We start from the raw sequence: 22,480 nt of genomic DNA on the forward strand, positions 1-22,480 counted from the left end.
TCGCGGCTTTTTTATGTGTGCGACACGACTGGAATGAATGCTGCCGATCATTTTCGTGGTGTCACGAAAATGATCGATAGGCCGCAAGGCGAGTACCAAAAGCCGCGACACGATCACGGTTTTTTTGCCTTTACTGCAGTTTCAGAACCCACGAATGATCCGCGTCTTGAGATCGGTGTGAAAGCGATCCGCATTGGATTTGTTAACGCTACGCACCGACTCGCTACCGGTCACCGAATCCAGTGACATCGAGCGCTTGAGCATCGACTCGTTGCGATATGCATCAATAAAGAACTCGATGTCCCGGTCGCTGGTCAGCTTCGGCCATTTATCGAGGTACAGCGGCAACTCTGTCGGGCCGGTCTTGAACGAGCAGATGCGCCGGTTGGTGATGGTCGCCTCGCCGATTTCGAACGGCACCCACCAGGACAGCGCGGTTTTCTCCGACACCACTGCCAGCAGGTGCGTGCATTCGCTGATGTTGCGGGTGATCACCCCGGTGATGTCGTCGGTGGTCTGGGATTCTGCATCCAGCACGTCGAGGTAGGTCTTTATGTTGGCCTGCATCAAACGCGCATTGATGTTGATCGCGTAGGCGCGGTCCATGTGGCGGTAGCTGATAAACACTGGCATCAGAAATGTCCCTTGATCGCGAGTTCGCGGTAATAGGCGCCGAGGGCGGTGAGGCGGCAACCGGTGGAGTGGATGGCGGCGTAGTACATGTGTTCGGCGTCCACCGGTTCGACCAGGCTGTGGCGGTTGCACTTTTGCAGTTGGGCGAAGACCTCGCCCTGTTCCGGGTTGAACTCGGGTTCGGTGGGCTCGAAGCTGGGGGCGAGGGGGTACACTGACTCCGCTTCGGCGAACCAGTCGGGGAGTTTGCGCAGGATTTCCTTGGGGATCAGCGGTGACACTTCGCGCAGGGAAATGAACTGCGAGACGTTGGTCTTGAACACCGGACGCTGTTCCCAGGCATCGAGGGCGTTGTCGACAAACGAATAGAGGCTGCCGGGGGTGATCTTGCCCAGGATGTTCGCTGCTCCACCGTGCAGGGCCTGGAGCAGCAATCCGGTGAACACACCGTGCTGCACGCCCTCCATCGCCGGCTCTTCCTTTTTGCAGGCAGTCAGAATGGTCATGCCTTCGCCGACCACGCTGCCTTCGCTGCGCAAGGCGCGCAGTTCGCCGGCCGAGCCGCTCTGGCAACAATCGAGAATGATCACTTTGTTTTTGATCTTCGTGGCCTTGCTCGCCCAATTGAGAATGTCGCTGAGGCGAATCCCGTCCTTGGCGCTCTTGTAATCCTGCGGGATCAACACGCCTTCGTCGGTGTCGGTGTCGAAGCTGCCGTGGCCGGCGAAATACAGCAGCGCGACATTGCAGTCCCCGGCAAACAGCTCGCGGATCTGGGTTTCGAGTTTTTCCCGGCCCAGGTAGTCCTCGGCGGAGGTCAGTACGATGTTCTTGAAGTTCGGATCGCCATTGGCGTCGGTCTTGAGCACCGAGGCCATGGCCATGGCGTCATTGCTGCAACCGCTCAGGCGCGACACATGGGTGTAGTCGTTGATGCCGATAAACAGTCCCTTGCGCATGGTTACACCGCCGTATGCTGGCGAATCGCATCGATGATGCTGTTGGTGTTCCACGCACACTCGGCATGTGCCGCGTCACGTACCACCGTGGAAATGCGCTCGGCACCGAACGGCTTGATCGCAATGATCACCTTGCCCATGCGCTGGGCGATCTCGATTTCCTTGTTGATCCACTTGCTGTAGGTGGAATACATCCCGGCCATGATCAATACCGCCGAACATGGGCGGATCTTGTTTTCGATGGCCTCCTCAAGTTGTTTATCAGTTTTCGCGCCGACAATCGGGTTGTCCGGTGGCACCGAAAAGTTCTTGTAGGTGAAACCGGGCTTGGCGTTGAGCAGGCGCACGAGATTGTCGTGGGCGTCGGGGTAGTTCCACGAGTGGCTGATGAACAGGTGGTAGGTTTGCATGGGTGTCCCTCGGTGTCGCTGGAGTGCGAAGAGGGTCTGAAACTAGGCTATTGGCTGGCGGCTACAAGGGGATGTGACTTAAAGAGAAATCCCCTACAAGTGCCGGTGCGGGCGTCTTACAGAAATGTCTGATGTTTAAGTGGGGGAAAGATCCAGCCGCCGGCCGCCCCGCTGAAGGCAGGGCGGTCGGCACGTCTGTTTAGTAGCCGTTTTCCGGCAGGCTGGCGATGATCGAGCGGTAGCTGTTCATCCGTTGCTGCTGCACGCGGCCGTCTTCAAGGGCCTTGAGCAGGGCGCAACCGGGTTCGCGGTCATGCTTGCAGTCACGGAAGCGGCAGGTGCCGAGCAGGTCGTTGAACTCGATGAAGCCGGCTTCGACATCGGCACGGCTGACATGGCCCAGGCCGAATTCGCGGATGCCCGGGGAGTCGATCAGCTCACCGCCGCCGGGGAAGTGGAACAACCGCGCGGTGGTGGTGGTGTGGGTGCCCTGGCCGGACAGTTCGGACAGCGGGCCGACGCGGGTTTCGACTTCCGGAAGCAGGCTGTTGACCAGCGACGACTTGCCGACACCGGACTGGCCGACGAACACGCTGATGCGTCCGTCCAGTTGCTTCTGCAGCTGCTCCATGCCGTTGCCGTGGTGCGCCGACACTTCCAGCACCGGATAGCCGAGGGTGCGGTAAACCGCGAGCAAGGCATTCAGCGCTGGTGCGTTGTTGTCGTCGATCAGGTCGAATTTGTTCAGCAGCAACAGCGGCTTGATGCCCGCATGCTCGGCCGCCACCAGATAGCGGTCGATCAGGTTGGCGTGGGGTTCGGGCAGCGGTGCAAACACGATGACGATCATGTCGACGTTGGCTGCAACCGGCTTGAGCTGGCCACGACTATCCGGGCGGCACAACTCGGTGTTGCGCGGCAGTTGCGCCACGATCACGCCGATGCCCTGGTTGCCGGCACGCCAGACCACCTGATCGCCGGTCACCAGCGCCGGCAGGTTGGCGCGCAGGTGGCAACGGAATACCTGGCCGGCCAATTCGCCGTCGCGGGCCTCGACCTCGACCTGCACGCCGAAGTGCGCGATCACCAGACCGTGCTGTTCCGGGCCCAGATCGCCGCCCTCAAGCGCCTCGACAGCCGAGGACTCGCGTTTGGCGGCGCGGGCAGCGCGTTCGCCCTGAATCTTTTCGATGCGCCAGTTTTGACGACGATTGAGTTGGCGTTTGGCCATGGGTGTTCCGTATCAAGAATGCAGCGATTAGGTAAAACGGCCGCGAGTTTAGCACGCCCGGCCACCGGCCTAGGCTAAACTGCGCAGCATTGCCTAGGAGCCGACACATGCAAAACCCACAGAACCTGATCTGGATCGACCTGGAAATGACCGGTCTGAACCCGGACACCGACGTCATCATCGAAATGGCCACTATCGTCACCGACAGTGACCTGAACACACTGGCCGAAGGCCCGGTGATCGCCATTCACCACAGCGACGAAATCCTCGCCGGAATGGACGAGTGGAACACCCGTCAGCACGGCGGTTCCGGGCTGACCCAGCGGGTTCGCGACAGCCGCATCAGCATGGCCGAAGCCGAAGCCGAAACCATCGCCTTCCTGGAAAAGTGGGTGCCGAAAGGCAAGTCGCCGATCTGCGGCAACAGCATCTGCCAGGACCGTCGCTTCCTTTATACCCACATGAAATCTTTGGAAAGCTATTTCCACTACCGCAACCTCGACGTGTCCACGCTCAAAGAACTGGCTGCGCGCTGGGCACCGGATGTGCGTGACAGCTTCAAGAAGGGCAGCACGCACCTGGCGCTGGACGACATCCGCGAATCCATCGCCGAGTTGCAGCACTACCGCAAGCATTTCATCAAGGCCTGAGCCTGAAACCCGAACTTTAGGAGCTGGCTTGCCAGCGAAGGGGCCCTTGAGGATGCCTTCGCCGGCAAGCCGGCTCCTACAGTGAGCTGCGCCCTCTTTTGGTGCCTGGGTGAAGTGAGTAGACTGCGCGCCTTTCTGCAAGGACCGCCACTATGCTGCTGATGCTCTACCTGATCGCCATCACCACCGAAGCCATGACTGGCGCCCTCTCTGCCGGCCGTCGCGGCATGGACTGGTTCGGTGTAGTGCTGATCGCTTGCGTCACGGCGCTGGGTGGCGGGTCGGTGCGCGATGTGCTGCTGGGGCACTACCCGCTGACTTGGGTCAAACACCCGGAATACCTGGTGCTGACCACGGCTGCCGCCATGATCACGGTGTTCACGGCGCGCTGGATGCGGCATTTGCGCTCACTGTTTCTGGTGCTCGATGCCATGGGCCTGGTGGCGTTCACCCTGATCGGCTGCATCACTGCCCTGGAAATGGGTCATGGCATGTTGGTGGCATCGGTCAGCGGCGTGATCACCGGCGTTTTCGGCGGCATTCTGCGGGATATTTTCTGCAACGATATTCCGCTGATCTTCCGGCGTGAGCTCTATGCCAGCGTTTCGTTTGCGGCGGCATGGTGTTACATGCTGTGTATCTACCTGCAATTACCCGGTGAACAATCGATTCTGATCACCCTGTTCGGTGGTTTTTTGCTGCGCTTGCTGGCGATCCGCTTCCACTGGGAAATGCCAAAGTTTGTTTATAACGACGAGCAGTGAGTGTTATGACTCTTACTACTTCGAGAAAATGTGCGGTAATTATTTAGCACTTTATGAACTGTTACTTTTTATAAGCTGAATTTTCATTTCAGTTTATAGGCTATTTGTAATGGTTGACGCATGTTCAGAGAGTTGCACCGGTAAAAGTCGTAATCGATTCATCGAAGAAAAAATCCCGGACTGGCTAATCCAGGCGTCAGCTCACAGACGCTTGGCGCTGCGACGAGCACCTGTCGCCGTTGCTGATTGGTACAGAACCGCATCAGATGCCTCGCACGCCGCCCTGGCCCAGTCTATCAAGACTGCCTGGTTGTCGCAGTCCAGGCTGGATAGAGTGTTCGAGCCGCTTGCCGATGTCCGTCGGTTTGCCGAGCCTTTGCTCCAGAAGGCGTTGAAAGATCGTTTCGGTATTGAGCTGGATGTCTCCCGAACGTTTCTGCGGCTCTACCTGCCAAAGGGCATTTTGAAGGGGTATCAGGTTAAAACCCTTTCCCTGCTTGATGCAGCACTGCATAACTTCGAAGCGAAAGAATCGGCTGCGAATTACTTTGACAGCGCTTCCTGTTTTATCAGTGAGCCCGATACTCGTGGCCACTTCAATATTCTTTCGATTAACGAGCGGATAGGTATTGAAGCTTTTATTTCGATATGTCGCGATCTGGATATCGGTGGCCAGTACTCACAGCAATTGGAAGCCATATTATTACCGAAGGATGCGGTAGCCAGGGCCGGCCTGGAATACAGAGTCAAAACCAGCCAAAAGGACGCGTTCAGAGCGGCTGTGTTGTTGGCGCGGATGAAAGGGGATATCGGCGCGGACTCGCAAGCCTTGCTGTTGCGCCTGCTTGATGGCGTGCGCAGCCCGGCCATGCATTGTTATCAATTGCAGATCATGACGGCCCGGCTGACCGGAATCATGCTTCTGGCGGGTGATCTGGAGCGTTCTTCCAGGGTTGAGCCGATTTTGGTGTACATACCCGATGATCCACAGCACCCGATCAAGGAATATCCGTCGACGCTGGCGTTCAGGGCGACATTGATTGAGCAACTGCGCTCACCGGCCTACCAAAGGTTTTTTGCCCGGTTTATCGATCATGAGCAGCGCGGGGCGTTTTTTGCCGCGCTCGACCAGTCTCTGAATGTTGTGGCGTGGCATCCCCCGCAACCCGGTGACCCGCAACCTGCCTGGCGTCGTATGCGAGTGGACAATCCCTTGCTGCGATTTGACGTGCACCGGGTTCAGGGTGATCCGTGGCAATGGTTGTACCAGGGCTCGCTGAACAAAATCCTCAACGACGCACGCATTATCGCTGTGCCCACGGCGGACGAAGACCGCCAGTCGCGCTGGGCGTTTTGGGACAGTCTGCAGAGTGTGGCCTCCATCATCCTCCAGGTCGCCACCTTGGTGGTCATGCCGTTCGTGCCTTTCGCGGGCGAGTTGATGCTGGCCTACACCGCCTATCAATTGCTGGACGAAACCTTTACCGGCATTCTCGATTGGGCCGAGGGACAGGTTACCCAGGCGGCCGATCACCTGATGGGCATTGCCGAAAACCTGGCGCAGCTTGCGGCTTTCGGAACAGCGGCGGCCGTGGTTGGCAGAGTGCTGGCGGTCAAGCCATCGGCATTTGTCGAAGGGCTCAAACCGGTGATGCTGCACGACGGCCGCACGCGTTTGTGGCGTCCCGACCTCGCGCCTTATGAGCAATCCGTCTCGCTACCGACGGGAGGTGCTACGGACGATCTGGGTCTTGAGCATCACGCTGGCAAGACTTTCCTCACGCTTGAAAGTCGCACCTATGAAGTCGCTGCCGACCCTGACAGCGACGCCTACCACGTGCGCCACCCGGAGCGGCCGAACGCCTATCGACCGCGCCTGACCCACAACGGCGAAGGCGCCTGGGCCCACGAAGTCGAGCGCCCAATGGAGTGGCAAGGTGCGCAACTGTTCCGGCGCCTGGGGCATTCGGTGGCGGAATTTTCCGACGAGACGGCGCGGCGCATTCTTGCGGTCAGTGGCGTCGACGAAGCCATGTTGCGGCACCTGCATGTCCACTCAAGACGCCCGCCGGCCTTGCTGGGCGATACGATTCGACGCTTCAGGCTCGATGAGCAAGTCAGGGCGTTTGGTCATCATGTGGGTAGCACTGATCCGGCGCTTTACGCCAAGGCTGACGTGCGGCTGCAATTGCACCTGCTGAAGACGCAGCAGGTGATTTTGTCCGAGGGGCAGTTGCGTAACGGTAACGTGATTCAAACCGTTGTGACGACCCTGGATGAGGGGGCGCTGAAAAAACTCCTGGGATTAAGCCCGGCGCCTGGCGACTCCCTGCCTTCCCTGTCGGCTCGTGCCTCGTTGCTGCGCGGACGGATGGCGCAATGGGCACAAACCTCCCGCGAACAATTGTTCAGGGTTCTTGACGAGGCGTTCGAATCGGGCGCGGACACCCCCGCGCGGCAAATGCGTCGGGTGTTCCCACAATTGCCGCGGGCGATCGCACAAGAGTTGTGGGCCGAGGCCAGTTCTGCAGAACGCCTGCATCTGCAAAACAGGCATGGCATGCCACGGCGGATGGCGCATGAGGCGCTGTTCTATTTGCGTGAAGTGCGGCTCAATCGTGCGTATGAGGGGCTCTACCTGGAGGCGCGATCGAGTACCGATACCGACATGCTTGCCCTGCATACGCTTGAGACGCTGGACGGTTGGTCAGCGGATGTGCGCCTTGAGGTACGTGACGCACAGGTTGGCGGCGCTCTGCTTGACAGCATCGGTCGGCGCGACGCACCGATACGCAAGGTGCTGGTCAGGCAGCAGGGCAAGTATGAAGCCTTTGATGAGCGTGGCGAGCAACTCCATGGTATCGACAATCTGTATGGCGCTGTCCAGCACGCGCTGCCACAGGCTCAGCGCGAAGCCCTCGGCCGGCCCCATGTCGGCCAGGGTGGCGAACTGGAGCAGGCCGTCATGCGCCAACCCCTGTTGCCGCGATCCGAGTTGCGGACGTTGTTCGGACAGCCACCGCTGGAGCCCGGCATGCGCTCACCCATGGGACTGGCCGTCGGTCGCGCCGGGTATCTGTTGGGGGGAGGCGATAGCCTGCCTACGGCGTCCGGTGCCGTTGAACCACGCCTGCGCAGGCTTTTTCCGACCTTGGCGGAAGAAGAGTTACAGGCCTTGCGCGAAACCCGACTGGGTACCAATCCGTTGCCGGCCCTGGCTCGTCTGGAAAATGAATACCTGACGCTGGTCAATGATCTGGATGTCTGGGGCGCCGACATACCACCCCGTCATCCATTGACGGATGTTGTTTTGACCGCCGAGGCGTCTGCCATTCAAAGGCGCAACAGGGCTTCATTCATTGAGGTGGTGAAGGCTTGCTGGAGTCGGCAGCTGACAGCGGAGAACCGCTTCGATACCCGCAGGTTTTTTTCAAAACTGGACATCATTGGTGATTTGCCTGAGTTGTCGGCGGATTTCAGTCACGTGTCCGAATTTTTGTTGGTCAACAACAGCGACTATCTAAAGGCCGGAAGCTTTCTGAAAAACTTCCCCGCTCTTGAGTTCCTGACGATAAGGGGCGTTCGACTGGACAGCTTTCCGGTTGAAACCTTCCAGATGCGATCGCTCGTCAGTCTTGCGCTTGAAAACTGCAATCTGCGTCTGACTGAAGCCACTGCGGAAGGGCTGGCTCATATGGAAAATCTTGAAGAGCTTGATCTGGACAACAATCCGTTGGGTATGAGTCCCGAAGTCGGTCATTTGAAGAGGCTTGAGCGGCTCCAATTGAAATCTACGGGGCTTACGGAAGTGCCCTATGGGCTATTTGCACTGGAAAAACTGACGTTTGTTGACCTGACATTCAACGAGATTGTCGAACTGCCCGAGGAATTGCTCGATGTGCCCGATACCCGTGAGGCGAACTACAATTTTTCTGACAATCCACTGAGCCCGGCAAGCAAGCAACGTGTTTCTGATTATAAAAATAATGCGAGCCTGGATAGGCGGGTGTTGATTCAGATAGATGAGCCGTTAGAAGACGAATTTGATGAAAATGATATCGAAAGTGAGTCTGAATTCGATGAGAGTGGTGTGGAAAGTGGTGAGGCTGACGACTGATTTGCAGTGCTCGGTGAATCGGGCGTCGCTACGGTAGTGCTGTATATCGATGCCCTACAAATCATTGATCAGTAAGAGTTTAGAAATATTAAGTTAAGGGCGGGTTGGTGTGACTATGCTCTGAAAGGATGAGGGGCGAGTGTTTGTGCGGCCTTCAGTCTTGTGGTTATTTAAAAGAGCTTGAATGTTTGGAGTTCTTTGGCGAAAAGCCTGAAACAGGCTGTTAATCTTGCAGATGGTCGTAAGTTAATTTTCTTGTTATTCATCTGGCACTGCCGGGCAAGTAGCGATTGGCTAGGTGTCCGGTTGTGATATTTACTGCAGACAAGCGTTGCAATAATGAATGACAAGGAATGTGCTAATGAGCGATTTTAACGGGTTAAATGATAAGGCTGTTTCTGGTGTGTCTGAGTCGCAAATAAAGGCGGTCGGGCGAATACATAAAGTAACGAATCTCGAGGTCAGGTTTGAAGTTCCTGGTATCGAATCAAAAAAAATATATGCCAATGGCAGGATGCAGGTGCGTGTGTGGGTCGTGGTAGCGGCTGAGGATGAGGATGGTAATCCTATTACGCTTCCCTATTTTCCTGAATTGGTGTCGACAAGATTGATTCATTATCACAACGGAAAACCATTAGAGAGTAATGTTTATATCGACAAGCCTTTGGTTGGTTGGAACTATACCACTATAGAGAACAAGTATTCCCATGAGATGCCGGGCTGGCTACAGCCTGCTTCGGTAAATGAACGACAATCCGCAATACAAAATGAGCCGCTAGTGTTTTGGGTTTCCTCCTCTGAAGTTTCACAGGTCCGGATTGCGGTAGAGATGACTTTGCAAGGGAAGGTCTATAGAAGCAACAATACGACGAATCCGGACGGTAAGAAAATAAATAAGAGCATCATTATCCAGGCTGAGAAAAAGGTCACTTATGGAATTGAGCAATTTCGCTGGGATCTAGAGACGCTTGAACAACAAAAACCTTATAGGGATCATCTGTTTTTGTATCATTTGGGGCTCTACCCGGGTTCGAGACAAGTGCAGTTACTTTCTTGGGAAAGCGCCAAATACAATGAGCTTGATATATATCCAATAGATTTTTATCAGGTAATGCCAAGAAGTGCTGCTTGGGCGATAAAGTACCTTGTTGGTGTCTTTCCCTCTTCTGACCGGAATAGCGTTCGAATCAATATGCCAGGAGGTCAGTACGACATCAATGTTCATCATCGTTTCGGAGAGCTCTCTGTAGTTAAAGGCGCCTCGGGAATGCTCGCGGGTTCCTTTGTGGACCGCAAAGGCGTGTTCCCATTTACCGTTATTGATGAGTATGGAAATGATCATAATCTGTCGATTAAGGTTGATGAGTTCAATCTGAAGTTTATTCTGCAAAGAGGTTAGTGTTCATGTCGCGTCTGACTTCTTTTCGAGAAGTCAGTGCGCCGGAATCGTTTTGCTGATTGGGTTTTTCTTCTTTTCTGAAAGGGAATTTCAGTGACTTTAAATAATTCAAAAAATATTTATTCAAATGCCTTTAATTTTCACGATTTCATATCCGGTGGAGTTGATCCGCGCACTGGAATTTACACATGTAATTTAACATTGGGTGAGATCAAGTCTGGGGGGTTGAACGGTCCCACCTTGCCTATTTATTTGTATTTCAATCCACTCAATGACAGTGATGTCGGTTTTGGGATAGGGTGGTCGCTTGCGCTGACACGATTTGACACTTCGACAGAAATGTTAGCGCTGTCCAGCGGTGAAAGTTACAAGGCTAATGTGTCCGGTACAGGCCTGACTTTCGATGAACTGAAGCTTGAAACCATCAAAGCCAGTCGGCCTTCACCCAACCGCTATGACGTCGTGCATAAAAATGGTTTGCGTGAAGAGTTGGAGGTCTACGGAGCCAGCGAAGTCGCCGTTCCAAGACGAATCGTGGTGCCTAATGGCGCAAGCATCACGCTTAACTACAGCGCTATCAACGATCAGCCAATACTCAAGGATGTAAGTGATGATCAGCGAATTTTGCTGAGTGTCTCGCGCACCCCGGGAGAAGTCACTTTTACTAAATATCCAAATACTCCATGCGAGACGAAGTTCGTCCTGAGTCTAATAAATGACAGGGTTGTATCCATTGATTTGTCTGCCAGTGAATCCTGGATCCTGACATATGAGGTTTTTGGTGGTCGCAGTTATCTGACGCAAGTCGATTCACCGTTGGGCGCGCGCGAGTTCATCGGTTACCAGGAAGTAGGACATCGCCTCCCGCGAGGGGCCTCTCTTCGATCCATTCCATTCGTCAATTCGCATACCGTATTTCCCAGGCATGGCCAGCCAGCCACAACCAGGAACTATGAATTTTCCGATGAGAATTTCCTGGGCTTCAATGCCGATGGCATCAAGTGGTCAGAGGAGGGTGACAATCTCTATCAAGCCGCGGGTGACTATTCTTACACGTCGACCGAGTGCTTGATGCTGGATGGTAAAAATCATAGTTCTACGGTACGGACTTACAATAAGTATCATTTGCAGGTGTCGGAGGTGACGACCTGTAAAAAAATGGTGACCTCACACTTGATTGAGTACCACTTGGACCCGCGCAAGGATTTCGCGGAACAACCGGCACAGTTCCGATTGCCAAAAATCCAGACAGTACGTTACGCGAATCGTGAGACGAAACAGTCGCGGGACGAAGTGCGGCGCACCGAGTTTGACGCTTTTGGCAACCTGCTTAAACAGGTCGACTCGAACGGTGTAACGACGGACTCCGAGTTCTACCCGGCATCGGGCGCCGAGGGTTGCCCGGCGGATCCTTTGGGATTCGTGCGATTCGAAAAGCAGCGAACGGTGTCCCCGGCTGAAGGGATGGCGGCGGCCGCAACGACCGTCACTCGCTATCGCTATCAGTTGCAACAAGGGGTGAGTGGCGCAACGGTACAAAACGTGGTTCCCGTTCGGGAGCAATTGTTTGAGCTTGTCCAGAACAACGAAACCTTGCGCTCACAAACCGACCTGCTTTATTTCGAGCGCCCCGACGACCCACAACTCCACGGTCTGCTGCAAAGGCAAACCGTCACCTGCAATGGCAAGTCGACCCACTCCGAATTCCTGTACAGCCACAGCGATACTAGCCGCACGTTGCAAACCACATTGACTGGGTTTGACGGCACTCGCGCTACGGTCACCAGGAACTATTCGATATTCAATGGTGCGAAATTGTCCGAACAGAACGAAGACGAAGGAACGGTCGTCTTCGAGTACGACGCGCTTGGCCGGATGGTGAGTGAGACAGTCGCTCCTGGTACGGCGTTCGAAGCCAGGCGCAGCAACCGTTATCAATTGGCTGCCGGCAGTACTGTCCCCGCGACGAGCCTCAGTACCGACGTCAACGGCCAGCAACAACGAGTCACCTATGACGGCCTGGGTCGCACGATTCTCATCGAAGAGCAGGACGCAGATGACCAGGCTGACGGGCCGCTGCGTACGGTTTATTCGGCGCAATACAACGCAGTGGGGCAACTCGTCGAAGAGACTGCGACCGATTGGTTGCAAGGCGCACCACTGGCACTCAAAACTGCCTTTGTCTTCGATGATTGGGGGCAGGTAAAAACCACGCTGCATGCCGATGGGCGCGAAGAACACGTCGAATATGACCCCGTGACCTTGCGTGAAACGAGTTGGCAGGAAGGCATGGGCAAGACTGTCACGGTCTACAAGGATATCGGTAAGCCCGAAAGCATCGAGTTGTTTGACCTCAAGGGCGGGAGCCTGGGCAAGACCCTTCACGAATATGACGGGCTCGGGCGGGGCGTCAGTCAGACTGATCCGGCAGGCAACAAAACGCTCTACCAGTACGACGTGTTCAATCGACTTCGGCGCAGTGTTTTGCCGGATGGTCATGCGGTGGAAACCGAGTATGCGCCCCAGAGCCATGGGCAATTGCCCGTTGAGGTGAAAATCGCGGGGCGCAGCCTGGGCCGGCAGACCTTTGACGGGCTCGGACGCTTGATCCAGAGCCGCGTCGGTGGCCGGGTGACCAATGTCGGCTTCGAGGCGGGTTTCAGCAAACCGGTTTGGGAGCAGGCACCAGGTGGTGAGAGGGTTGAATACCGCTATGAGCGCAACCTCGGTGGGCAAGTGACCCAACGCAAGGCTACCGGTTTACTGGCCAGTTACACCTATCACCCCAAGCTTGGTCTACCGACGATGTGTACCGAGCAGGGACGGGAGAGCCGTTTCGAGTATTACCCTTCCGGACGCCTCAAACGTGAAATCTCGACCTTGGGTGCGAGGCAGGAGAAGGCACTCTATACCTATTCCTTGGGCGGACGCCCCTTGACCTGTACCGATGTGATCGGGAACCGACACACAACCGCTTACGATGAATTCGGACGCCCGAAATCTTTTGAGCACGATGCGCTCAAGGCCGCATTCGCTTACAACGCGCTCGGCCAGTTGACGAGGGTCAACGCACAGGATGCGACGGGTACCCGTTCGCTGGTTACCCACCTCGCATACGACGATCTGGGGCGAGAGATATCGCGCAGCTTCGAGGTCAGCGGTTCGGACACCCACACCCTGACCTCTAGTTACACTGCGGCCAGCAAGCTGGCGCAAAGGTCCTTGAAAACCGGCGATGTGGTCTTGCGTGAAGAGCGCTTCAGCTATGACAAACGCGGGCGTTTGAGCCAGTACAGCAGCTTTGGTACGCACCGGCCCCGAGATCCGTACGGCAAAGAGATCGTCAAGCAAACCTATGTGTTCGACGCGATGGACAACATCGTCACGCTGGAAACCGAATTTCCCGGCGGTAAAAACCTCGCTTCCTACGATTACAGTCCCAGCGATCCCACTCAATTGGTTGGTATTCGGCACAGTCACAAGGATTACCCGGCGCCGGTGGTGCTGCGGTACGACGCCAGTGGAAAGCTGATCAAGGATGAACAGGCCCGCATACTGACGTACGACGCACTGGGGCGCCTGACGCAAGTGGCCAGCGCCGTCGGAGCGGTGGTGCGTGGTTATCACTACGATGCGCAGGATCGTCTGGTCGAGTTGTCGCAACCGGCCGGCCCGGTAACCCAGCGCTATTACCGCGAAGGGCGAGTGATCAACGAAGTGCGCGGCCAGGACAAGCGCACCTGTTTGCGCAACGCTGATGTTGTATTAGGGCAGAACCGGCAGGGGCAGGGTGCCGGGACTGGACTTCTGGGTACTGATCAACAATGCAATGTGTTGACTGAAGTGACGGGCGCGCAACGTCAGGACTTCGCCTATAGCCCATATGGGCATCGTCCGGCGGAGGGCGGGCTGTTCAGCGTGCTGGGTTTCAGTGGCGAGCAACTCGATCCGTTGACGGGGTTGTATCTGCTGGGCAATGGTTATCGGGCTTACAGCCCTGCGCTGATGCGCTTTCTCAGCCCGGATAGCATGAGCCCGTTCGGTGCGGGCGGGTTGAACCCCTATGCCTATTGCGGTGGCGATCCGATCAATCGGGTCGATCCCACCGGGCACTTCTGGAAGGCCTTGTTGGGGATCGCCCTGTCGATTGCCGGTTTTGCCCTGAGCGTCGTGACGATGGGAGCGGCGACGCCACTGGCGGTTATCGGCCTGGCGTTGGCGGCGTCCTCTGCGACGTTGGGAATTGCCGGCATCATCGTCGATGAAGTGGCGCCGGGATCGGGTGTCGGAGAAATCCTTGGCTGGGCGAGCCTGACTACCGGCGTACTGTCGGCAGGCGCCGGGTTGGGAGCCCTTGGCAAAAGTGCTGTTCAGTGGGGGAATAAAATGGCGAATGCCTTTAAACCAGGCTTGAGCGGAGGTTCCAAGGAGGCAGGCCGGGCCATGGCGAGAGGAATGAACGGAAGTAGTTCGAGGGCGGGGACATCAGTGGTAAAAGGCAAAGGTGCGAAAGCCGCGGCCAAGGCAGCAAAGTCTGGCCAAAAAACGGATGACGCCCCCAAGAAGTGGACCCTTAAAGAGCCAAAGTCGAAGAATATCAAGTCGGACTTGAGCCAAAGCTCGATGGACCAATACGACGTATTCAAAGACAGCATTGCCAATGAGGGACTCTCTCCGGTACAGGCATCCAACAGAATGGGGGACCCCAAGTACACGCTGCTTGAGAAAAAGCTGGGCCGATATGAAGTACGGATAGGGGCAAAGGATCGGGTGACCTTTTTGGTGGATGACACCAATCGCATTGTTGAAATATTGCAAGTGGGTGGTCACACCTGAGTTTCACTGATACTCCCGGTTGTCGGCTGACTCAATCCAGGCGATCGGCGTGCTGCTTCAGCGCCCACTCAACATGCTCTCTGACGAGCTCCGACGGATACTCCCGTCGCGCCTTCAGCGCTTCCAGCACCGGAATCGTTGAAGGCGCATTCCCCAGGCCCACCGCCAGGTTACGCAACCAGTTTTCGTAACCGGTCCGGCGCAGTGGCGAGCCTTCGGTACTGCTGAGAAACTTCTCTTCATCCCACATGAACAGTTCCGCCAGCCCGGCATTGTCCAGATTGTGCCGCGGCTTGAAGTCGCTTTCGCCGGACGGGCGGGCGAAGCGGTTCCACGGGCAGACGATCTGGCAGTCATCACAGCCGAACACCCGATTGCCGATCAGTGGCCGCAGGTCTTCAGGGATCGCACCTTTGAGTTCGATGGTCAGGTAGGAAATGCAGCGTCGGGCATCCAGCACATAGGGGCCGACGAAGGCATTGGTCGGGCAGATGTCGAGGCACGCACTGCAACGGCCACAATGTTCGGTGGCGTGGGGCGGGTCGACCGGCAGCGGCAGGTCGACGAACAGTTCGGCGAGGAAGAAATAACTGCCGGCCTTGCGATTGAGGACCAGGGTGTTTTTGCCGATCCAGCCCAGGCCGGCTTGTTCGGCAATGGCTTTTTCCAGCACCGGCGCGCTGTCGACGAAGGCGCGATACCCAAACGGGCCGATCGCGGCCTGAATTTTTTCCGCCAGTTGTTGCACGCGTTTGCGGATCAGCTTGTGGTAATCGCGACCCAGGGCATAACGCGAGACGTAGGCTTTTTCCGGCTGGGCGAGCATTTTTGCCATCTGCGTGTCGCCGGACAGGTAATCCATGCGCAAGGACACCACGCGCAAAGTGCCCGGCACCAGCTCTTCGGGGTGCGAGCGCTTGCTGCCGTGGGCGCCCATGTAGTCCATTTCGCCGTGGTAACCGGCTTCGAGCCAGCGTTCCAGGTGCTGCTCATGCTCGGCCAGGTCGAGGCCGCTGATGCCGACTTGCTGGAAGCCCAGCTCGCGGCCCCAGTCCTTGATGGATTGGGCGAGGGCGGGCAGGTCTGTGGTAATAGCGGGCATGAGACGAGAGAAACCGGAGCTGAGGTGCGTATAATTCTGCCAGACATCGGAGCCCGAAGACGCATGCCGCACACTAAAGATGAATTACCCGACGTGCTGTACAGCGCCGCCCAGGTGCGAGCACTCGACGCGAGCCTGATCGCCGCCGGCACAGCGGGCTTCGAATTGATGCAGCGCGCGGCGCGGGCGACATGGCGGGCACTGGTGCGGCAATGGCCGACAGCGAACGAACTGAGCGTGCTGGCCGGACATGGCAACAACGCCGGGGACGGCTACCTGGTGGCTGTGATGGCCCAGCGTGCCGGTTGGTCGGTGCGGGTGCTGGCGGTGGGGGATCCGCAGCGCTTCCAGGGCGATGCTGCATTGGCCCATGCCGAGGCAGTGTCCGAAAACGTGCTCATCGAACCCTGGACGGCACAATCCGGATTGCGCGGCATTGTGCTGGATGCTTTGCTTGGCACCGGTCTGAGCGGTGACGTGCGTGATCCCTATGTCAGCGCCATCGCTGCGATCAATGCCAGCGGACTGCCGGTTGCGGCGGTGGATATTCCGTCAGGGTTGTGCGCGGATACGGGCCGCATACTTGGTCATGCCGTGCATGCAGACCTGACGGTCACGTTCATTGGCTTGAAGGTGGGGTTGTTCACCGGTGATGCCGCGGATGTGACGGGGGAACTGGTGTTCAACGATTTGCAGGCTGATCCGCAGTTGCTGGACGGCACTGCATTCACGGCTCGACGCTTGAGTATCGCTAACCTGCCGCGTCTGGCGTCCCGGGCACCGGCATCCCATAAAGGCAAGTTCGGCCATGTGCTGCTCATTGGCGGTGATCGCGGTTACGGTGGGGCAATCTTGCTGAGTGCACAAAGTGCTCTGCGCAGCGGTGCAGGCATGGTTTCGCTGTCCACCCGTCCGGAACATGTTTCGCCAGCGCTTTCTCGAATTCCGGAAGCCATGGTGCTGGGCACGTCGTCGGCCAATCAACTGATGGGGCTGCTTGAGAAAGTATCGGTGTTGGTGGTCGGGCCGGGTCTGGGCCAGGCAGGGTGGGGGCGCAGCCTGCTGTCGGCTGCGGCCAATGCGCCGTTGCCGCAAGTCTGGGATGCCGATGCCTTGAATCTGCTGGCTGGCGGGCAGGTCAATCTGCCCAGGGATTGCGTGATCACTCCGCATCCGGGCGAGGCGGCGCGTTTGCTTGGGGTCAGCACCGCCGACGTTCAGTCCGACCGTCCCGCCGCAGCCCGTGCCTTGAGTAAAAAATATACAGCTGTCGTCGTCCTGAAAGGTGCCGGCAGCCTGATCGCCCATCCCGATGGGCGACTGGCGCTGTGTCATCAGGGGCACCCGGCCATGGCCACAGCCGGTCTGGGTGATGTGCTGGCCGGTTTGCTCGGCGCATTGCTGGCCCAGGGCATGGAGCCATTCGACGCGGCCTGCCTGGCGGTCTGGCTGCATGCCAATGCCGGCGAACAACAAGGAAAATCGGGCCGTGGGCTGGCGGCCAGTGATCTGATACCAGCCATTCGTCAGTTGTTGGAGGAGCAAACACCGTGTCTGAAGTAACCCTGTACCTGGCCGATGAGCAGGCCATGAGCGACTTTGGCGCACGCATTGCCCGAATCACCCAAGGCCATGGCCTGATCTTCCTTGAGGGCAACCTGGGGATGGGCAAAACCACGCTGTCCCGAGGGATCATCCGCGGCTTTGGGCATGTCGGGGCAGTCAAAAGCCCGACCTTCACCTTGGTCGAACCCTACGAGATCGGCGACATTCGCGCCTTCCATTTCGATTTGTACCGTCTGGTCGATCCGGAAGAGCTAGAGTTCCTCGGTATCCGCGACTACTTCGAAGACGATGCCCTGTGTCTGATCGAGTGGCCCGATAAAGGTGCAGGCTTTTTGCCAAAGCCTGACCTGACCATTACCATTAGCCCGCAAGACAGCGGGCGTTCGCTGAAAATTTTATCCCAGGGCTCGCGTGGCGAGGCCTGGTGTGCCGCTTTGGCATTGGAATCCAAATAGATGATGGGGTTAGGTATGCGCTTTCGCGCGTTGGTGGCTGCCGTAGGGGTGTTGTTTTTGGCGGTGACCGTCGACGCTGTGGCCGATTCGAAGGTCAACAGTGTTCGTCTGTGGCGGGCACCGGACAACACACGACTGGTGTTTGACCTGACCGGCCCGGTGCAACACAGCGTCTTTACCCTGACGGCCCCGGATCGCCTGGTCATCGACATCAATGGCGCGACCCTCGGTGCGCCGCTCAACGTCAACACCTCGAACACCCCGATTACCGCCATGCGTTCGGCTCAACGCACGCCGACCGACCTGCGGGTGGTCATCGACCTGAATAAGGCCGTGACACCGAAAAGCTTCTCCCTGGCGCCGAACGCCCAGTACGGCAACCGGTTGGTGGTCGATCTGTTCGATAACGCCGCAGACGCCGCGCCTCCTCCAGCGCCGACACCGTCGGTCGCCACGGTGCCTGCCGTACCGGTCACGCCGACGGAACCTGCAATCAAATTGCCGCCAGCCCCGGCCGGCAAACGCGACATCATTGTGGTGATCGACGCCGGTCACGGTGGCGAAGACCCGGGGGCTTCCGGCTCCCGAGGCCAGCGCGAGAAAGACGTGGTGCTGCAGATTGCCCGCGAAACCCAGCGCCAGGTCAACGGCATGAAAGGTTTCCGCGCCGAATTGACCCGCACCGGCGACTACTTCATTCCACTGCGCGGCCGTACCGAAATTGCCCGCAAGAAAGGCGCCGACCTGTTCGTCTCGATTCACGCCGACGCCGCGCCGTCTGCCGCTGCGTTCGGTGCCTCGGTGTTTGCCCTGTCCGATCGCGGCGCGACTTCCGAGACCGCCCGTTGGCTGGCCGACAGCGAAAACCGTTCCGACCTGATCGGTGGTGCCGGCAATGTAAGCCTCGACGACAAGGACCGCATGCTCGCCGGCGTATTGCTCGATTTGTCGATGACGGCATCCCTGACGTCCAGCCTGAACGTTGGCCAGAAGGTGCTAAGCAACATCGGCCGGGTGACACCGCTGCACAAACAACGGGTCGAGCAGGCCGGGTTCATGGTGCTGAAGTCGCCGGATATTCCGTCGATCCTGGTGGAAACCGGGTTCATCTCCAACGCCAACGAAGCCTCGAAGCTTGCCGCGTCGAGCCACCAGCAGGCGCTGGCGCGTTCGATCAGCAGCGGCGTGCGTCAGTTCTTCCAGCAGAACCCGCCACCGGGCACTTACATTGCCTGGCTGCGCGACTCCGGCAAGATTGTGCAGGGGCCGCGTGACCACCGCGTCAACCCGGGCGAGACCCTGGCGATGATCGCCGTGCGCTATCAGGTGTCGCCCGCGACCCTGCGCAGCGCCAACAGCCTGTCGAGCGATGAGCTCAAGATCGGTCAGCACCTGACGATTCCGGGTACTGAATTGGCGGCCAAAGAATGAATCAGGTCGTGAACAGTGGCGCTCGAATCGAGCTGCTCAGCCCGCGACTGGCGAACCAGATTGCCGCGGGTGAGGTGGTCGAGCGCCCGGCTTCGGTGATCAAGGAGCTGCTGGAAAACAGCCTGGACTCAGGCGCAAAACGCATCGACGTCGATGTGGAGCAAGGCGGCGTCAAATTGCTGCGGGTGCGCGACGATGGCAGCGGCATTTCCGCCGATGACCTGCCGCTGGCCCTGGCCCGCCACGCCACCAGCAAGATCCGCAACCTGGAAGACCTCGAACAGGTCATGAGCCTGGGGTTTCGCGGCGAGGCGCTGGCATCGATCAGCTCCGTCGCGCGCCTGACCCTGACCTCCCGCACCCGCGACGCCGATCAGGCCTGGCAGGTCGAGACCGAGGGCCGTGACATGGCGCCCCGCGTGCAGCCTGCGGCCCACCCGGTGGGCACTTCGGTTGAAGTGCGCGACCTGTTCTTCAATACGCCGGCGCGGCGCAAGTTTCTCAAGACCGAAAAAACCGAATTCGATCACCTGCAAGAAGTGATCAGACGCCTGGCCCTGGCGCGCTTCGATGTGGCGTTCCACCTGCGCCATAACGGCAAGACCATCCTCAGCCTGCACGAGGCCCATGATGATGCGGCCCGTGCCCGGCGCGTGGCGGCGATCTGCGGACCAGGCTTCCTGGAGCAGGCACTGCCGATCGAAATCGAGCGCAACGGCCTGCATCTATGGGGCTGGGTCGGTCTGCCGACCTTCAACCGCAGTCAGGCTGATTTGCAGTATTTCTTCGTCAATGGCCGCGCCGTGCGCGACAAACTGGTGGCCCACGCGGTGCGCCAGGCCTATCGCGACGTGCTGTTCAACGGTCGGCACCCGACCTTCGTGCTGTTTTTCGAAGTCGATCCGACCGGTGTCGATGTCAACGTGCACCCGACCAAGCATGAAGTGCGCTTCCGTGAAGGGCGCATGGTCCACGATTTCCTCTACGGCACCTTGCACCGTGCCTTGGGCGATGTACGCCCCGACGATCATCTGGCGGCGCCGGTTGCCACGGCCATCGTCCGGCCTACCGGCCTCGAAGCCGGTGAATTCGGGCCCCAGGGCGAAATGCGCCTGGCCGCCAATGCGCTGCTGGAACAGCCCCAGGCTCAGCCGTCGTTCAATGCGCCGGCGGGTTCGGGAGCTGGCGCGGGTTATCAGTATCAATACACGCCGCGTCCGCAGTCCGGTGTGCCTGTCGCCGAAGCACAGGCCGCCTATCGCGAGTTTTTTGCGCCGCTGCCCGAGGCCAATGCCGTCGCGCTGCCGGCGGGGCAGGACGACATCCCGCCGCTGGGTTATGCGCTGGCACAACTCAAGGGCATCTACATTCTTTCGGAAAACGCCCAGGGCCTGGTGCTGGTGGACATGCATGCCGCCCACGAGCGGATCATGTATGAGCGACTGAAGGTGGCGATGGCCAGTGAAGGCCTGAGCGGCCAGCCGTTGCTGGTGCCGGAGTCCCTGGCCGTCAGTCAGCGTGAAGCCGATTGCGCCGAGGAACATGTCGCCTGGTTCCAACGCCTGGGCTTTGAGTTGCAACGCCTGGGCCCGGAAACCCTGGCGATCCGGCAGATTCCGGCACTGCTCAAACAGGCCGAGGCCAACCGGCTGGTCGCCGACGTCCTGGCTGATCTGATGGAGTTCGGCACCAGCGACCGCATTCAGGCGCACCTGAACGAATTGCTCGGGACCATGGCCTGCCACGGCGCGGTTCGTGCGAATCGGCGTCTGGCCTTGCCGGAAATGAACGGTCTGCTGCGTGACATGGAAAACACCGAGCGCAGCGGTCAATGCAACCATGGCCGACCGACCTGGACCCAACTGGGCCTGGACGATCTGGACAAACTGTTCTTGCGCGGTCGTTGATGAGTCAGTTCCCACCTGCGATTTTCCTGATGGGCCCGACCGCCGCCGGCAAGACCGACCTGGCCATCGAGCTCACCAAGGTCCTGCCTTGCGAGTTGATCAGCGTCGATTCGGCGCTGGTCTACCGCGGCATGGACATCGGCACCGCCAAGCCTTCCAAAGAGCTGCTGGCGCAATATCCGCATCGTCTGATCGATATTCTCGATCCGGCCGAGAGCTATTCGGCCGCGGATTTCCGCCGTGATGCCCTGGAAGCCATGGCCGATATCACCGCGCGCGGAAAAATTCCGCTGCTGGTGGGCGGCACAATGCTCTATTACAAGGCTTTGGTTGAAGGCCTGGCAGATATGCCGGCCGCCGATCCCGAGGTCCGTGCACAAATCGAAGAAGAGGCTGCACGCCTTGGCTGGCAAGCCTTGCACGACCAGTTGGCGGTCATTGACCCGGTTTCCGCGGCGCGGATTCATCCGAACGATCCGCAGCGTTTGAGTCGAGCGCTGGAAGTTTATCGTGTCAGTGGTCAGAGCATGACTGCCCTGCGTTTGCAACAAAGTGCGCAAAGTACTGAAGCAGCCGCTTCGGGACACCAACAATTGCCCTATACTGTCGCGAACTTGGCCATTGCTCCGGCAAATCGCCAGGTACTTCACGAGCGAATTAAACAAAGATTCACTTTAATGTTGGAACAGGGATTCATTGACGAGGTCGTAGCCCTGCGTAATAGAGGTGACCTGCATGCCGGGATGCCGTCTATACGTGCAGTAGGCTACCGCCAAGTCTGGGACTACCTGGATGGCAAGCTGACGTCAGCCGAGATGCAGGAGCGTGGAATCATTGCCACGCGCCAATTGGCGAAACGCCAGTTCACCTGGCTGCGCAGTTGGACTGATCTGCATTGGCTGGACAGTCTGGATTGCGACAATCTGCCGCGCGCCTTGAAATACCTTGGGACCATCTCCATATTGAGCTGAGTCCTTGCAATTGCCGTCTATCCTTGGGGGTGTGACGGCCAAAGCCATC

At 58.1% G+C, this 22,480-nt stretch carries 15 protein-coding genes; 10 read left to right on the forward strand and 5 right to left on the reverse strand.

Translation table 11 applies throughout. The annotated features are described in order from the left end of the window. Positions 1–141: 141 nt before the first annotated feature. The 4 genes from AC3IP0_RS02395 to rsgA form a co-directional block, all read right to left on the reverse strand. Positions 142–633 (reverse strand): toll/interleukin-1 receptor domain-containing protein, encoded by a 492-nt coding sequence (locus AC3IP0_RS02395; RefSeq protein ID WP_489318110.1) that lies wholly within the window; start codon positions 631–633, stop codon positions 142–144. After that, the gene (locus tag AC3IP0_RS02400) at positions 633–1,592 is read right to left on the reverse strand and encodes a caspase family protein (RefSeq protein WP_489326594.1); all 960 of its coding nucleotides are present in this window, start codon (positions 1,590–1,592) and stop codon (positions 633–635) included. The genes AC3IP0_RS02395 and AC3IP0_RS02400 overlap by 1 nt, the downstream gene beginning before the upstream one ends. 2 nt (positions 1,593–1,594) lie before the next feature. Next, positions 1,595–2,002, reverse strand: coding sequence for a TIR domain-containing protein (locus AC3IP0_RS02405; protein ID WP_150727888.1), 408 nt, complete (start codon positions 2,000–2,002; stop codon positions 1,595–1,597). Between the two features lie 199 nt (positions 2,003–2,201). Further along, positions 2,202–3,233 carry a small ribosomal subunit biogenesis GTPase RsgA gene (gene rsgA / locus AC3IP0_RS02410; RefSeq protein WP_095943175.1) on the reverse strand — a complete coding sequence of 344 codons (1,032 nt, stop codon included), beginning with the start codon at positions 3,231–3,233 and terminating at the stop codon, positions 2,202–2,204. Positions 3,234–3,340: 107 nt separating this feature from the next. Between rsgA and orn the strand changes: the two genes are divergently transcribed. The 5 genes from orn (at position 3,341) to AC3IP0_RS02435 (ending at position 14,999) form a co-directional block, all read left to right on the forward strand. Then, complete coding sequence (gene orn, locus AC3IP0_RS02415; protein ID WP_007983969.1) at positions 3,341–3,883, forward strand: oligoribonuclease; 543 nt, start codon at positions 3,341–3,343, stop codon at positions 3,881–3,883. A gap of 152 nt (positions 3,884–4,035) precedes the next feature. Next, positions 4,036–4,647, forward strand: coding sequence for a trimeric intracellular cation channel family protein (locus tag AC3IP0_RS02420; RefSeq protein WP_046039809.1), 612 nt, complete (start codon positions 4,036–4,038; stop codon positions 4,645–4,647). Between the two features lie 109 nt (positions 4,648–4,756). After that, entirely contained in the window at positions 4,757–8,764 is a 4,008-nt protein-coding gene (locus tag AC3IP0_RS02425) for a dermonecrotic toxin domain-containing protein (protein WP_489326595.1), read from the forward strand. A gap of 361 nt (positions 8,765–9,125) precedes the next feature. Then, entirely contained in the window at positions 9,126–10,163 is a 1,038-nt protein-coding gene (locus AC3IP0_RS02430; protein WP_489318113.1) for a hypothetical protein, read from the forward strand. A 93-nt stretch (positions 10,164–10,256) separates the two neighbouring features. Beyond that, complete coding sequence (locus AC3IP0_RS02435; RefSeq protein ID WP_489326596.1) at positions 10,257–14,999, forward strand: RHS repeat-associated core domain-containing protein; 4,743 nt, start codon at positions 10,257–10,259, stop codon at positions 14,997–14,999. A gap of 31 nt (positions 15,000–15,030) precedes the next feature. Here the strand turns inward: AC3IP0_RS02435 and queG are convergent, their stop codons facing one another. Then, complete coding sequence (gene queG / locus AC3IP0_RS02440) at positions 15,031–16,101, reverse strand: tRNA epoxyqueuosine(34) reductase QueG (protein WP_489326597.1); 1,071 nt, start codon at positions 16,099–16,101, stop codon at positions 15,031–15,033. Between the two features lie 63 nt (positions 16,102–16,164). Here queG and AC3IP0_RS02445 point away from each other — a divergent pair, with 63 nt between their 5' ends. Genes AC3IP0_RS02445 through miaA form a run of 5 tightly spaced genes read left to right on the forward strand, consistent with a single transcriptional unit; the run spans position 16,165 to position 22,431 of the window. Further along, positions 16,165–17,664, forward strand: a complete 1,500-nt coding sequence (locus AC3IP0_RS02445) for an NAD(P)H-hydrate dehydratase (RefSeq protein WP_489326598.1) — start codon at positions 16,165–16,167, stop codon at positions 17,662–17,664. Beyond that, positions 17,652–18,122 (forward strand): tRNA (adenosine(37)-N6)-threonylcarbamoyltransferase complex ATPase subunit type 1 TsaE, encoded by a 471-nt coding sequence (tsaE, locus tag AC3IP0_RS02450; RefSeq protein WP_150727883.1) that lies wholly within the window; start codon positions 17,652–17,654, stop codon positions 18,120–18,122. Before AC3IP0_RS02445 ends, tsaE begins: the two co-directional genes overlap by 13 nt. Continuing rightward, a complete protein-coding gene (locus AC3IP0_RS02455) occupies positions 18,123–19,553 on the forward strand; it encodes an N-acetylmuramoyl-L-alanine amidase (protein WP_489318117.1) in 1,431 nt (476 codons plus the stop codon). Further along, positions 19,550–21,460, forward strand: coding sequence for a DNA mismatch repair endonuclease MutL (gene mutL, locus AC3IP0_RS02460; RefSeq protein WP_489318118.1), 1,911 nt, complete (start codon positions 19,550–19,552; stop codon positions 21,458–21,460). The genes AC3IP0_RS02455 and mutL overlap by 4 nt, the downstream gene beginning before the upstream one ends. Then, on the forward strand, positions 21,460–22,431 hold the full coding sequence (miaA, locus tag AC3IP0_RS02465) for a tRNA (adenosine(37)-N6)-dimethylallyltransferase MiaA (RefSeq protein WP_223541727.1): 972 nt from the start codon (positions 21,460–21,462) through the stop codon (positions 22,429–22,431). The genes mutL and miaA overlap by 1 nt, the downstream gene beginning before the upstream one ends. Positions 22,432–22,480: the final 49 nt, after the last annotated feature.

Source organism: Pseudomonas sp. GL_103, from assembly GCF_057835175.1.